The organism is Bradyrhizobium australafricanum (assembly GCF_020329495.1).
Taxonomy (GTDB): domain Bacteria; phylum Pseudomonadota; class Alphaproteobacteria; order Rhizobiales; family Xanthobacteraceae; genus Bradyrhizobium; species Bradyrhizobium australafricanum.
On record NZ_JAGKJL010000017.1, the window covers coordinates 84527 to 98555 of the forward strand.

The following is a 14029-nucleotide window of genomic DNA, read 5'->3' on the forward strand; positions in this document are numbered from 1 at the left end:
AAATGATCGAGATCTAGCCCAGGTTTAGCTCGCTCCCTTCGCTGGGCGCAGGAGTGCACGGTGGTGCCCGCCCGCTGGCACATGAACTCGTAAAGGCGCTCACGTCGAGATTCTGAAAACGACTGTGTCGCGGCTCCGAATATTGCCCCCTTTGCGCACGCGCCTGTGCTACCGTCCTTTTAGCTTTGGTTAGCTATCGCCTTCTCGAATCCTCCAGGAGACCTATCGAGACTGACGCTGTCAATTCGCTGTAGCTCTATTGGGATCGGCGGGAACACGCTCCACCAAAGTCTTGAGGTTTGTCAGAAGTGTTTGTGAAACCTCCTTTGGCTCGACTTGCCAGATCTTCGCCAAAGCAGCTTCTGCAAATCTCACGTCCGTTGGTTCGAGCGGCTTGTTTCCTCTCAGACCAAAGGGTCCATCAGTTTCCGTCAAAAGTCGATCTCGAGGTATCATCGCTGTAATTTGACGACCACGCTCCGATCGCAACATTGCCGGACCGACGGAGAACCAGCACCCAAGCGAGATGGCCTCGGTAAGTTCACGGGAAGTTCCCGAGAACCAGTGCAAGACCGCCGTATCGGCGCACTGGTGCCGCTTTAACGCGCGAAGGACCTCCTCGGCCGCTCGACGACTATGAATTGTCAGTATTTTTCCGCCACGCTCTTGCGACCACTTAAGGGCGGTTTCGAAGACACGTTTTTGCACGTCCGCGAAAGCGCCGTACTCGGGCGATCCGTCGAGACCGATCTCACCGACATAGCGGGTTTCGTCCAGAAGCGCCTCGAACAACGGCAATTCGTTTGAGCGCTCGTGCGCCAGTTGCGGATGCAATCCCAGCGCTGTCCGGATGTATGTCTTACCATGACCGAGCGCTGCCGTCTTTCGCCAGGCTTTCGGCGTCGTTGTGACTGAGAGGACATAGATATGCGCAGCCTCCGCCCGCGACGCCACATCCACCGGATTGTCGAACAGATCCAAATGACAATGGAAGTCAATCAAGATCAAACCCTACCGAACGCAGATACCCCTCCAGCTCATTCATACCACGTCGGGCGACGGCAAAGTATCTCTGCCGGATTTCCGGTTCCGAAGGTAATGGCCCCGCCTGCAAGACCCACCGCCCCATCGGTTGATTGCGGAGGCGCAATATTGCAGTTTGCACGGCGATGAGGTCGTCCCGTCCGTTCGTATCCGCCATCACCTCGTGCAAATTGTCGAACTCGTAAGGGGTCGCATCGGCAACCCCCGCGGCATGAAGCGAGGATCGTCGAATCAAGCAAGGTATACACCGACCACATTGCTGGTTGCGACGCTTCCATTTACCGCACGAAACTGTTTCTGCCACAAAATGCGCAAAGCCCTCGTCTTCGCTCCGCGCATGCACCATTTCGCCCTTGGTCTCGAACGCGTACGGATTCTCGATAAACGCCGGTATTCCGGCCGTCGTCCAGACGTTCTGGATGGCGGAGAGGAAGCGTGGATGGGCTGTCCGCGTACTCAACGACCCAATGCGCCTTGGTGTAAGAGGGGGATTGAGCGCGATCAGACCGTTTTCGCAAATGTAGAGCTTGGCCGCAGTCAAGCCTCTGAAGCTTGCAAGAGTTTGGCAAGCCAAGGCAGCCAACGCCAGAAACTGGAAGCTGCGCGTCCGCATGCTGTCATCATCGACGTTCTTGAGCGTCGGATATGTGTTGACCGACATGCGTTGGCAGGAGGGCGGCAGAAGGGCTGCAACACGGTTTTGGTGGTCGGCATCCCCTCGGGGCGCATGACTGACGAGCAGCGGACGATCGCCCCGGCCAATGAGATCTTTGACGCCGATGGCGCTGTCCAGACCGCCGGAGAAAAGCGCCACACAGTCGACCTTCGACAGGTCGACGACGTCAACCCGCCGCCGGATGGCCTCCATCGGCGGCGGCCAAACGCCACCGGCCTCGAACCTGAAGCGCCACGTGTCGCCGCTCAGGAACATGAGTGCGGCTTCGAGTTCTCTCTGTACCGATTCCCAGCGCGCCGGGTCGGCCAACGGCAGCACGATTTCGAACCCTCTGTTCCAACGGTTGAAGGCCGCGTCGCGCAATACGAATGTGTCTGCGGCGGTCACGGCCATAGCGATTGACAGAAAGTCCATCGCAGCGCGGCTTGGCTGGACACAGAGACGCGATGCCGCATCAAACGCTTGCGATCCCACCACGCCGATGTGGGCAGCCGGCGCGCTGCCGCCGTACAGCCAAACGTGGATCTCCCCGTCAACGGGCGCTGGCGGCAACGTCTTTCGCTCGACGTGAAAGACGAGGCGTGGCATCAGGACTCCCACTCCCGCCACACATCATCCACGGCGGCCCGCTCGATCGCCTGGAATTGCTCGCGGGTGAAGCCCGCAAGACCGTTGGCGAGGCGGGGCGAAAGATGCTTGTCCATCGTCACCCGAATGAGCTCGAGGAGGTCAGCCTCAACGCGGGTTGTTTGGCGAGATGAGGTTGATTTATTCCAGGCATCGCCGGCCGCGGTGGTGATTTCCTGAAACAGGATTCGACTGAAGAACTCCACCAGGAGGTGAATGAGCTGATCATCGATGATCGTCGCGGGATCGAACACCTCCACGTCAGGCAGGGCTTCAGCAACCGCCTCCTGGATGGCGTTTGCAACCATTTCGGCGTCGGCATTTTCGGGCGCGAGTGCGCGAGCCAGCTCTTGCGCGGCATAGTCAATGGGTTGACCGCGAAGTTGTGCCAGGTCGACGCCCGTTGGACCTTGGACTGGTCCGCCGGAACGGAGCTGGTTGAGGGCTTGGGCAAGATTGGCCCCGGCGACATAGGCTGTCCCGAAACGTCGCGGCCCAACCGTAGAGCCACCGGTCGCCTCACGCGCATACTCGCGGACAGCCGAACGAAGCGAGGCGCCCGCCGCACCAGCCGCAACGCGGCCAAATTCGGTCCGAAAGCTCCTGAACCGCTGCGGCGCGGGCTCGGGGATCGGCGCGTTCGGGTTGGCATCGGCATGCGGAGGAACCAGCGGCGAGCGGGAATTTGGTCCTTTTCCAGACGCTGACGTCCCCATTTAAACCATCCATGCTTCGTTTCGGACTTGCGCGTTGAGCCACGCCGGACGCTCGGTCAATGCTTCGACAAAGCGACGAAGCTGCTTGGCAGCTTCCGGCGAGCTGCGTGCAAGCAAGATGGCGCCGCGAAAATCGGACCGGGCCCTTTCCCAGGCAGGATCTTTCTGCATCTCGCGAATGATCTGCTCCATGGCGAGAACGCGCTCGCCGCCGTCAAGCGTCCCGATCGCTTCGGCAGCGCCGCGCGAGCTCACAGTTGCCGTTTGAAGCAACGTCTCCACGGCGATGCGCACTTTGGCAGGCAGCGCCGCAGCAGTCAGTCGCAACGGAACGGTCTCGCGGGCCAGATAGACAGCCGAACGCAGGTCGATACCCGTCAACTTCGGCTCCAGCCCGATCCAATCCTTCACCACATCCGCATATTTCTGCCAGGGCTCAGGCGTCAGCTCACCGAGCTCGGTCGGTGTTTCTGCCGCTTCAAGCCGCGCCAACAGATCGGGCCTGCCGTTTGGGGCCGCATTGATCTGATCATGCAGGAATTCAACGGCGGCCGTCTCAGTACACCGCTCAAACAGGGCGAGCTTGGCGATGACGGCCTCATCAAGCGGCATCTTGCGCTTGCGCGCGATGGCGGCGCGCATGCGGACAACGTTGAGCAGCCGCTTCACGATGCGTGGATTGCCCTGGACACGAGCGGAATAGGCGAGCATTGGCGACATGCGGTCAGCCATGGTCAGCGCACGACGCAGCTCAATATCCTCCGACTTGCCGATGAGCGACAACACTTCATCGATCTTGAAATCGTTATCGTCCTTCCAGGACTGCTGAAGCTTGTCGATGAGATAGAGGCGAAGCTTTTCGCGGCCGCCGGCATCTATGCTTGGCGAGGCCAGCAGCATGAACAAATAAGCGCGCACTTCCTGCACGCCGGCTCGCGGAACGCGAACGGGTAGCTGGATGAGCTTATCCAGATAGTCGACAACGTGGCGCTCGCTGGGGTTGTGGAAATGCTGCGTCACAGCGTGCCTGATCATGTCCTCGTCGGCCGCGATCACGAAGGCCGTATTCGGCATGAACAGAAACAACCGGATGGCTTCCAGCGTATGGATCGCGTTGCGCGGCAAGCAACGATCGAGATTGTCGATGAAGACCACCAAGGTGCGATTGAGACCCGCAAGCACCTCGCCGAATTCTTTCCTGAACGCGGTGATCTCTTCCGGCGGCTCATGCTTTTCGGCGGGATTGAACAGGCCCTTGCTCTGGTCCTGGATTTCCTTGCCCGCCCCTTTCAGAGCGTCGACGTCCTCCTTCGTGACATTGCCTGTGAGCAGGTCCGAGGCAGCGGCAATCGCCTTGTTGGCAAACCCAAACGTCGGAAAGCCCGCCAGTGCAGCGCCGCCTTCGACGAGAAGCCCCAGCGCACGCAGCTTGTTCACCCGCCCGACGAGACTTTTGGCCTTTTGCACAAGACCTTCCGGCGCGGCCGCAACGAGAGAGGACGCGATCACCGACATGAGCGCAGCGCGCGCATCGTCGAAGTCCTGATACAGCCAGGCATCGAAGTGGACTAGAAGGAACCGATCGGCAGTTTTGCTCAGCTCGGCTTCGACCAGACGAAGAGTGCTGGATTTGCCGACACCCCACCCTCCGAACACCCCGAGCGACAGCGGCAGCAGATCGGGATTGGCGATCAGCTCCGATACGAGCTCGGCCACTTCCGAGTAGTTCAGATAATCGACGCTGGTTTCAGTGTCTGCCCACACCCCTTACCCTTCCCCCACCATATGCAAGCGCCGCGATTGAGCAGCCGGCTGCAATCCTTCAATTACGCTACCTTCATTTGGTTGTACACCGTTTCGGGCAACAACTAGGGTTGCCGGGTGCGGTCGAATGCGCACCGTTATGAATTTGCGCCGTTGATGGAAACGACTTCGCTCTCGAGGACGGCTGCTAAGTTGCGGCGGCGGACGGGGAGCGAGCGCCTTGAGGGTGGCGGGGCTGTCGCCTACGCGTCGGAAAAGAGCTCGCGCTCGGCTTTCGGCGCGCGGATGACCTGCAAGCGCTTGAGCTCAGCGCCGAGCTTGCGACGGGCCGCGTAGAGATCGACTTGACGCTGCAGGTCGAGCCAGAACTCCGGCGTGGTGCTGGTGACATGGGACAGGCGCAACGCCATCTCGGGCGTGACGGCGCGCTTGCCGTTGATGATCTGGCTGACGGAGAAGCGCGACACGTCCATCGCCTTGGCCAGCGTGTCCTGGGTGATGTCGGCGCCGAGGATGCGCTTGCGGAGCACGTCCCCGGGGGGGACCGGGGGTGCCGGAACGTACTTCGCCGTAGTCATGGCAAGCCTATCGTCGTTCGAGCCGGATCAGGTAGGCGCCGAAATCCTCCGACCATCGGAAGGTGACGCACCACTTGCCCTCGACCTTGAGGCCGTAGAGCCCCTCGGTCTTGGCAAAGCGGGTGATAGGGCCGATGACGCCGATGTCCTGAAGGGAGTGGCAGACGACGAGAAGCTGCATGATCTCGTGCGCCGCCACCGTGATGTGCTGGCGGATGCCGCCGCCGAAGCGGGTCGTTGCGATGAGTTCGGTGATCTTGGTGGCATATCGTTGCATGGTTCACCTGCAAGGCTGCAATCGGGGATGTTGCCTTGCACGCGGCAAGGCTGACGGCAGCCGTTGCCGGGGGTGAACTTCCGGTGTGAATCTCAAGACAGAGGACGCGGTCGCGCAGCGACCTGGCGGCGGTCGGCGCGCGGCGCAACTGAACGACTTTGAACGCGGCGAGGCGAGCGATCTCCTTGAGCAGGAGAGCGCGAAGGGCGGTGGCCAGCGCCAGGTCGTCCTGCTCGGACTGGCTGAGGCCGTCGAGCATGTGGCGCAGGATGTGGGCGATCTGGCGGGACGACAGCTCGAGCTCGGCAAGCGGACCCGTAGGTCCCTGCACTAGACCCTGCAGCGGGCTTGGCCATGGGCCGCTGTTCCGGCCAAACGCGCCGTACCCGGTGAAGCCGTGGGCGGTGTTGTCGATGTCGCGGTAGAGACGCCAGAACCGCTTTTGCGAGAACAGCGCCTCGGCGAAGATGTGGGCCTGCTCATGGGCGCGGGAAAAGACCGCCTTGATGCCGTGATCGAGCGCCTCGAGCTCGAGCCGAAGGGCGCGCGCGGCCTGCGCCTGCCTGCTGCCCAGGATGGCAAGGCCGACCGAGTGGTACAGGTCCGGTTCCTGGGCAACGAGCACGCCCGTGTCCAGCACCACGCACATGCCGGCGTGATTTGGAGCCCAATCGATCTTGATGTTGGCATTTGCGATCATAAGACATGATGTAATGCACATCATTACATTCGTCAAGTCCACCCCGGTTGTTTCCGGCGCTTCCAAGCAGCAGCCGCGCCGGCGCCGGCCGGCCGGGCGTCCCCTCGATCACAGGTTGTGTCGGCGGAACGCGGAACGACCCCGCTCCCAGTTCGGGAGAAGTTCGGGGGTATCGCACGTGCATTAGTTCGACACGTTGGTGTCAAGGAGTGCGAGAAGTGAGCGCACCACTACTAGTCGCCGACGTCCGATCGTTGTCGTGACGACACGCCCAGCTCCTATCAACTCGTAAAGCTTTGTGCGTCCCAAGCCGATCACTTCGCATGCATCGTCAATCGTGCAGGTAAGCCGCTGGGCGAATGGCATCGTGCTCGGTTCTGCGGCTTTTCGGAGCGGCTAGACTGACTTGTGACTGTTGTCCGCTGGTTTTCTCACGTCGATTGTATCTCACATGGCCCTCCTATTCGCACAAAGCTTGATACGAGAGTTGGTTGCGCGAGGAGCAACGTCAATGCGCACGTCCGAGGGCGCTGGCGTACGACAGCGCACGTCAGCGACGGTTTGAGTATTTCTGGATAGCCAAGTGCGATGAGGAAATTTTTCGCGAATGCTCCATCCACAGTGAGAGCATCGCGACGAGGCTAGTCTGCTAATGTCGGCAGCAAATTCCCCAAGCGTTCGCCGCTGTTCACCAGCGTCTTATTCAACCATTATTCAACGAATTCGGCTGAAGGCTACCTAAGTGCCTGAGATTGCTGGCGCTCCCTAGGGGAATCGAACCCCTGTTTCAGCCTTGAGAGGGTAAGATCGATCCGCTTGAGGTCCTGCGATGGATACCTCGCGGAGGTCGCCCGGCTCGTCTGCATGAGCAGGCGTCACTGCACCAGTTTCGAGGCGCAACGAACGCAATCGAACTCGAACGAAAGTGTAACGAAATCAACAAAGCTGGTCGATAGTCCATCGCTCATAACGGCCTGGTTGCCGGTTCGAGGCCTCCCGGACATATCGGGAAATCACCTGCGCTTGAGTTTTGACTCACCTCCATTACCCTCCGGTTTCATTACGCACGCTTGAACGCCACGCGATAGCTCGCCACTAGATTGGCTTCTTTTCTGCTCAGCCTTCGAGGTTGTCCCCCTACTCAACCGCCACTGCGGTTGCCCAGCTGAAGTCAAAATGAGCGCTCAACAACCTCATTGCGAAAACAGCGACGAGAACGCAGATGATTTGCAACAACGTTCTGGTCGAGAACACCCTATTAAAGAGCGTCACGATTCTGTCTCTAGCGCTGATGACCCAGTCGGATACCAAGCTTGAGCGCCTTTTGGCGGAGTGAGCCTTCGGAGCGCTTTGTGAGCTGCGCGATTTTTGCAACCGGCGTCTTCGCTTTCGAATGAGCGCGCAGCTCTTTCACGTCAGCCTTTGTGTATTCGCGACGCAAAGTTTTCTTCTTCGTAGCCGTCTTCTTTGCCTTCTTCGCCACTTTTAACTCCTCGATTCGAGCGAGGGCGTAGTAGCACAGCCGCATTGAGGCGCAACTCTCCATCGCTTGGCTCTATGCTGGCACGATCCGTCAACTCGCTCGAGTTGTCGGTATTGCAGCCGATTTGCCCGACCTATCAAATTGTTGCGGCAATTCCTGGTAGGCCAGAATTACAACTTGAAGCAAACTGACCGATGTAGGGCCAAATCCTACTTCACTGTGGGGCCGGCGATGTTTGGTAACCCTGCTGGCAGAGGATGCGCGGCGATGAAGCCTGTTTTCGAGGATGCGCACAAAGGCCGGATTTGGATTGTGGTCGGTTATAGTTGGCGAGAACGATCCGGTTTTTGATCTTCTGGCCAACATCGAAACGTTCGAGTACGGGCTTTATTGGATAGGCTATGGAAAGACGCCGCCGCCCAATGTCTCCAAACAGCTCCTCATCCCCGGACGCGGCGCGCACTTTTGGGGTGATTGGGACGCCGATGATTTCTTTGTCACGCTTTCTCAAAAGCTCGGATGCTTTCCCCCGCGCTTCGTAACCCAGCCGTTTTCGCATTTGAAAATCTATGTTTAGGATGCTGAAGGACTACAAAGCTCCGAAGAACAATCTGGGCGACGACCCTGGGCTCCGCGAAAGCCGGTTTGACGTGGCCGCCGTCATACGGCCCCAGCTCGACGCGCCGAGCTTACTGGGCGGACTGCCTCCGCGCGTCAGACTTCGGTCCACTGCCCTCTCTACCAATTTCTCCGAGCTCCGTGTCGGCCGCCTCCCGCCTCACTCTCTGCTACGCCGACGGGTCACTTCCTGCCCCGGGGCCTACTCACGGCGCGCTCTAGCGTCGGAGGTAAGTAGGTCCGAGGTGTCCTTTTCAGGCGCTGCACTACGCTCCTGTTCGATCCGGTTGCCGTCGCAGTTTCAAATCCTGCTGGTGATCATCATGATGGGCAGTAGGAGCAAAGAACCAATTTCAGCAGCTCACGCCATTATCCGATGACACGTCCTGCCATCATTCCAGCGGGTTCTTGGCCACGCCGTATGTCTGCTGGAATCGCAGCAGGGTACTGCGGAGAATTGACTGTCGAAGCCTTTCTCAAGCGAGTCGGTAAGGAGTATCCTCGACCACGTGTGAAAGAAGGGAGGCGTCAGCTGTGGTTGAGAGACGATCTGGACCGAGCCATCGCGCCGGACATGGTGCCGGGCGACCTCGCCGAGGATTTGTGACGCTGGAGCGCCCACTTCCACGCTTCGTCGAGGTACGGCGGCTTGCCCGTGGGGCTGCGGCTTTCTACTTCCGCATCCCCACTCACTACAGGAAACTCGGCTGCGAGATGGCGAATGAGCCACTTGGGACGAGCTACGAAGTCGCATGCGGTGAGGAGGGAAAAGGCGGACGCGCTGCCACACTCAACGCCCTCTTCGATGAATGGAACCACCGGCGTAGAGGGCAGCCGGTTGAACAGGGCAAAATCGCGCGCTACGGCACGGTCGATTGGCTGTTCCGGCAATACAAGACAGAGAAGGCGTATACCGAGAAGGTCTCACCTCGGTCCCGCCCCGATTACGAACGGATCATGCAAATGATCTGCGACACCGTCGATAAGAATGGACGGCGGATTGGCGAACGGCAGATCATGGAAGTTACACCACGAGCTGCTGACAAGATTTACGACAAAATCATCAACGGCCCGAACGGGATCAGGCTGCGGCAGGGAGAAAAGGTCGTCGGCCTCTGCCGAAAGGCATGGCGGATCATGCGTCGGCTGCACCCGGAGTTGTTCGATAAGAAGCACCCGAACCCCTGGGACGATTTCACTCTCAAGAGCCGTACCAAGACCAAGAAGCACGCGGTCACTCGAGAAGAGGTCTATAAATTTGCATGGGGCTGCATCAAAGAAGGGCGGCCTGAACCAGCGGCCGTCGCCGTGATCTGCTTTGAATGGCTGCAACGGCCGGAGAACGTGGTGGCCGGGTTTTTGACTTGGCCCGACTATCGCAGCAAAAACTGGCCACACGCTGTGCGCATCGAGCACCACAAGAACAAGGCGTTGGTCTGGCATCCGCTCGAAGAGACTCTCGATGGAGAGACCGTCAAGTTTTACGCCGAAGCGGAGGACATTTTGAGCCATCTGCCCAAGCTCGGCGTCCCGATGATCATGCGTCGGATAAAAAAGGGTGAACGCAAGGGCGATGCCAAAGTGTGGTCCTACCCTGGCATGGAAAAAGTGGTGCAGCAGATGCGCAAGAAGATCGACGGCGTATCAAAGCTTTTCACGCTTGATGCCTGTCGACACGGCGGCATGACCGAACTCGAGGAAGCCGAGCTGACGGACGGCCAGGGTCGTGCACTCTCGGGCCACAAGACCGCACAGGCCTATCGCGGCTATGCCAAGGAAACAATGATGCGAGCGTTGGCTGCGACTCGTAAGCGGCATGCACATCTCTTGGCGCAGAAGGAGCTCGATCAGCAGAATCCTGATGTAGCAGCATCACCTCGAGACGGAACGCCGACCTCCCCAATTTCGAAGACTAACGTCCGATCTCAAGGATAGACTTGGCGCCTCGTTGAACGCCGCAAAAGGCGGCGGGGTTCTGCAATTGTCGATCCCGCATGCGACGTCAACGGCAGAGCTCGGAAGCTGCAACGCGCAGACAGCGTTCATCCGCTCAATTCGTATTATTATAAGTTGAGCGACGTTCAACGCGCGCCGACCTTCATCTGCCTTCAGGCAAAAACGAAACCAGCACAGAATTTCCAAATGGGAGGCAAACGGAATTTCCAAATGCGCGGGAAATTCTGCCTTGGATAAGGCCGTTTTTGCAACAAAATCAGTGAGTTGGCTGTGGCTGGGGCGGGAGGGATCGAACCTCCGAATGGCGGAATCAAAATCCGCTGCCTTACCGCTTGGCTACGCCCCAACGCGCCGATCGAAGGCCACGTCGGTCTATAGGGTGAGTCCCGCCATTTCAACAGGGCGGCGATCGAAAAGGCACGAAAGCCGCAGGATGATGACGGTACTCTTATTATAAGGCGACGCCGCGGTGGCCGAAACAGACCGTGCGATGTCCGTTCGGACTGTTGAGAGGCCGCCGGTTTCATGGGATGACAATTTGCAAACGCTTCGTCGGGAGTAACGCCATGACCTACCGTGCGCCGATCAACGATATCCTGCTGTCCCTCAATCACGGTGCGGGGCTCGCTGCCGCCGTGGAGGCCGGCCACTACGGCGATTTCGATGGCGACATCACCGCTGCGGTGCTGGAAGAAGCCGGCAAGTTCGCCTCCGACGTGCTGGCGCCGCTGAATCGTGTCGGCGACGAGCACGGCATCAAGCTCGACAACGGCAAGGTGACGACCGCGCCGGGCTGGCCCGACGCCTACCAGCGCTGGACCGCCGCGGGCTGGAACGCGGTGTCGGGGCCGGAGGCGTTCGGCGGCCAGGGCCTGCCGCTCGCGGTCAACGCCGCCTGCACCGAGATCTGGAGCGCGTCGAACGTCGCCTTCGGCCTCTGCCCGCTGCTGACGCTGTCGGCAATTGAGGCGCTCGATGCCCATGGCAGCGCCGAACTGAAGAAGACCTATCTCGAGAAGTTGGTCACCGGCGAGTGGACCGGCACGATGCAGCTCACCGAGCCCAATGCCGGCTCCGACGTCGGCGCGCTGCGCACCCGCGCCGAACGCGCCCCCGACGGCACCTACCGCATCAAGGGCACCAAGATCTTCATCACCTATGGCGAGCACGACATGACCGACAACATCGTGCATTTCGTGCTTGCGCGATTGCCCGATGCCCCCTCGGGTACCAAGGGAATCTCGCTATTCCTGGTTCCGAAATTCCTGGTCAATGCCGACGGCTCGCTTGGCGAGCGCAACGACATCCATGCCAGCGGCGTCGAGCACAAGCTCGGCATGCACGCATCGCCGACCTGCACCATGACGATGGGCGATAAGGGTGGCGCGATCGGTTATCTGATCGGCGAGGAAAACCAGGGCATGCGCTGCATGTTCACGATGATGAATCAGGCCCGCCTCGGCGTCGGCCTCGAAGGCGTCGGCATTGCCGACCGCGCCTATCAGCAGGCGCTGGCCTATGCGCAGGAGCGCAGGCAAGGGAAAGCTATCGGCAAGGCTATCGGTCACAAGGGCGACGGGATGGATCCGATCATCGTGCATCCCGACGTCAAGCGCATGCTGATGCTGATGCGCAGCATGACGGCGGCGGCGCGCACGATCTGCTACGCCACCGCGGTCGCGCTCGACGTTTCGGTGCGCGCCAAGGACGCCAAGGTGCGCGCCGAGGCCGCGGCCCGCGGCGCGCTGCTGACCCCGATCGCCAAGGCCTTCTCCACCGACATCGGCAACGAGGTCGCCTATCTCGGCGTGCAGATCCACGGCGGCATGGGCTTCATCGAGGAGACCGGCGCCGCGCAGCATTATCGCGACGCCCGCATCACCTCGATCTACGAGGGCACCAACGGCATCCAGTCGATCGACCTCGTCACCCGCAAGCTCGGCGCCAATGGCGGCGCCTCGGTCTGGGCGCTGCTGGACGAGCTCGCTGCCCTCATCAAGCAGGTCGAGACCTCCAACGACCCGGCGTTCGGCACCACGGGCGCCAAGCTGCGCGACGCGCACGCCGCGCTGGAGCGCACCAGCAAATGGCTGCTCGAGCGCCTCGCCTCGGCGCCGAACGAGGCACTGGCCGGCGCAACGCCTTATCTGCGGCTGTTCGCCGCAACGCTCGGCGGCTGCATGCTCGCCGGCGAGGCGCTGGCCGCCAAGGCGAACGGCGAAGCCGAGCCGCAGCGCTATGTCGCGCTGGCGCGCTTCTTCGCCGAGAACATCGCCGTGCAGGCGCCGTCGCTGGAAAAGACCGTGACCGAAAGCGCCGAGGCGGTGACTGGCGCTGATGCGGTGCTGGCGGGGTAAGATACTTTCCACCGTCATTGCGAGGTGGAAGGGCCCAAAGCGCTGTGCTCAAAGGCCCTTCTCGCTCGTTTGATGCACACGGCGTGCGGCATCACAACTGTCGTCCCTGCGAAAGCACTAGGGCATTTACACATCTCTTCGAGGCTAGAAAACCGACTCATCATCAAGGGGTTAGCTACTAGGCGAGAGCCGAAATCGGCGGGCGCAACCCTAGTGCAGATGAGTAAGTTCTCTGCGGTTTTCGGCCAACTCTTTGAGAAGACTCCGGAAAGACTGCGGAGGATATGTATATACGCTAGTGCGAAAGCAGGGACCCATAACCACCGCATGCAGTTGTGATGCCGCGCTGGGGCCACAGCTTTGCAAACCATTCGGCGCTTGCGGTTATGGGTCCCGGGTCGCGCTTCGCTTGCCCGGGACGACATCGAGTTTTTCGCCTACCGCCGAATCATACGTTTCATCAGCGATCCGCGCGAAACGCGCGAAATTCCTCCGGGCCGTCGAGCAAGTCACGCTTGCGCGCGGCCCGATCGAACTGGCTGGCGGAATGATCTGCCGTTGCGTTAATGGCCGTGCCGGCCAGGTTCTGCGCACGTCGCCGTTGATCGTCGTGCCTCGACCGAACATCCCGATCCACGGCTCGCCGACGACATATCTCATCGGAGATGCGTTCCTGGAGGCATCCGTTGCCTCGATAAGATCGCCGCGTCATCCTGCACGATCCTTCCAGCAGGATCGGTACGGGCTAAGTCTCCCGTGTGCCGCCTGCTTGCTGTGGCGATTGTGGTGATTGCCTTGGCGCCGAAGGTTTGGACGCCGGGAATTTGGGTTTCCGCGGAGGCGCCGCGATCAATCCATCCCGTATCGCTTGCTTGCGGGCAAGCTTGCGGGCTCGCCGCACGGCCTCGGATTTCTCTCGAGCCCTTTTTTCCGATGGCTTTTCGAACGATCTGCGGCGCTTCATCTCTCTAAAGACGCCTTCGCGCTGCAACCTCTTCTTTAGAACTCGAAGCGCCTGGTCGATGTTGTTGTCCCTGACAAGAACTTGCAACGGATCACCTCTCTCGCGGTACAACGCACTTTGAATGAACAAGACCAGAGCCCGCTCTATCAATGACAGAGCGGGCCGCACTGCCATTCCAGTACATCCGTGGAACGGCAGCCGACCGACAACGTCGCGGAAGCTTCAGCCGCGGTGCTACAAGCACGCGTCCTCGCTTTCATCCGACGATG

The 14029-nt window shown here is 60.2% G+C and carries 15 protein-coding genes and 1 tRNA gene; 5 read left to right on the forward strand and 11 right to left on the reverse strand.

What is annotated here, in order from left to right; all coding sequences use genetic code 11:
• Positions 1-240 precede the first annotated feature (240 nt).
• The 6 genes from qatD to J6525_RS17280 all read right to left on the reverse strand — a co-directional run bounded on the left by qatD (position 241) and on the right by J6525_RS17280 (position 5682).
• Positions 241-1002: a Qat anti-phage system TatD family nuclease QatD gene (gene qatD / locus J6525_RS17255; RefSeq protein WP_225645554.1), complete on the reverse strand. Its 762-nt coding sequence runs from the start codon at positions 1000-1002 to the stop codon at positions 241-243.
• Positions 995-2308: a Qat anti-phage system QueC-like protein QatC gene (gene qatC, locus J6525_RS17260; protein WP_225645555.1), complete on the reverse strand. Its 1314-nt coding sequence runs from the start codon at positions 2306-2308 to the stop codon at positions 995-997. The genes qatD and qatC overlap by 8 nt, the downstream gene beginning before the upstream one ends.
• Positions 2308-3063, reverse strand: coding sequence for a Qat anti-phage system associated protein QatB (locus tag J6525_RS17265; RefSeq protein ID WP_225645556.1), 756 nt, complete (start codon positions 3061-3063; stop codon positions 2308-2310). Before J6525_RS17265 ends, qatC begins: the two co-directional genes overlap by 1 nt.
• Positions 3064-4827, reverse strand: coding sequence for a KAP family P-loop NTPase fold protein (locus J6525_RS17270; protein WP_225645557.1), 1764 nt, complete (start codon positions 4825-4827; stop codon positions 3064-3066).
• Between the two features lie 242 nt (positions 4828-5069).
• A complete protein-coding gene (locus J6525_RS17275) occupies positions 5070-5405 on the reverse strand; it encodes a HigA family addiction module antitoxin (protein ID WP_225645558.1) in 336 nt (111 codons plus the stop codon).
• A gap of 7 nt (positions 5406-5412) precedes the next feature.
• Positions 5413-5682: a hypothetical protein gene (locus J6525_RS17280; protein ID WP_225645559.1), complete on the reverse strand. Its 270-nt coding sequence runs from the start codon at positions 5680-5682 to the stop codon at positions 5413-5415.
• Positions 5683-5767: 85 nt separating this feature from the next.
• Here J6525_RS17280 and J6525_RS17285 point away from each other — a divergent pair, with 85 nt between their 5' ends.
• Both J6525_RS17285 and J6525_RS17290 read left to right on the forward strand, forming a co-directional pair.
• Entirely contained in the window at positions 5768-6016 is a 249-nt protein-coding gene (locus J6525_RS17285; RefSeq protein ID WP_225645560.1) for a hypothetical protein, read from the forward strand.
• Between the two features lie 63 nt (positions 6017-6079).
• The gene (locus tag J6525_RS17290) at positions 6080-6391 is read left to right on the forward strand and encodes a hypothetical protein (protein ID WP_225645561.1); all 312 of its coding nucleotides are present in this window, start codon (positions 6080-6082) and stop codon (positions 6389-6391) included.
• A 174-nt stretch (positions 6392-6565) separates the two neighbouring features.
• Here the strand turns inward: J6525_RS17290 and J6525_RS47475 are convergent, their stop codons facing one another.
• Positions 6566-6748, reverse strand: coding sequence for a helix-turn-helix domain-containing protein (locus J6525_RS47475; RefSeq protein ID WP_225645562.1), 183 nt, complete (start codon positions 6746-6748; stop codon positions 6566-6568).
• Between the two features lie 916 nt (positions 6749-7664).
• Positions 7665-7865 (reverse strand): hypothetical protein, encoded by a 201-nt coding sequence (locus tag J6525_RS17300; RefSeq protein WP_225645563.1) that lies wholly within the window; start codon positions 7863-7865, stop codon positions 7665-7667.
• A gap of 286 nt (positions 7866-8151) precedes the next feature.
• On the opposite strand from J6525_RS17300, the gene J6525_RS17305 reads away from it, so the two are divergent.
• Together J6525_RS17305 and J6525_RS17310 are read left to right on the forward strand one after the other, a co-directional pair.
• Entirely contained in the window at positions 8152-8442 is a 291-nt protein-coding gene (locus tag J6525_RS17305) for a hypothetical protein (protein WP_225645564.1), read from the forward strand.
• 644 nt (positions 8443-9086) lie between these two features.
• Complete coding sequence (locus tag J6525_RS17310) at positions 9087-10418, forward strand: hypothetical protein (protein ID WP_225645565.1); 1332 nt, start codon at positions 9087-9089, stop codon at positions 10416-10418.
• A 292-nt stretch (positions 10419-10710) separates the two neighbouring features.
• Here the strand turns inward: J6525_RS17310 and J6525_RS17315 are convergent.
• A tRNA-Gln gene (locus J6525_RS17315) sits at positions 10711-10785 on the reverse strand.
• A 220-nt stretch (positions 10786-11005) separates the two neighbouring features.
• On the opposite strand from J6525_RS17315, the gene J6525_RS17320 reads away from it, so the two are divergent.
• Positions 11006-12796, forward strand: a complete 1791-nt coding sequence (locus J6525_RS17320; protein WP_225645566.1) for an acyl-CoA dehydrogenase family protein — start codon at positions 11006-11008, stop codon at positions 12794-12796.
• A 384-nt stretch (positions 12797-13180) separates the two neighbouring features.
• Here the strand turns inward: J6525_RS17320 and J6525_RS17325 are convergent, their stop codons facing one another.
• Positions 13181-13456 (reverse strand): hypothetical protein, encoded by a 276-nt coding sequence (locus J6525_RS17325; RefSeq protein ID WP_225645567.1) that lies wholly within the window; start codon positions 13454-13456, stop codon positions 13181-13183.
• 85 nt (positions 13457-13541) lie between these two features.
• Positions 13542-13847, reverse strand: coding sequence for a 30S ribosomal protein S21 (rpsU, locus tag J6525_RS17330; protein WP_075968627.1), 306 nt, complete (start codon positions 13845-13847; stop codon positions 13542-13544).
• Between the last annotated feature and the right edge of the window lie 182 nt (positions 13848-14029).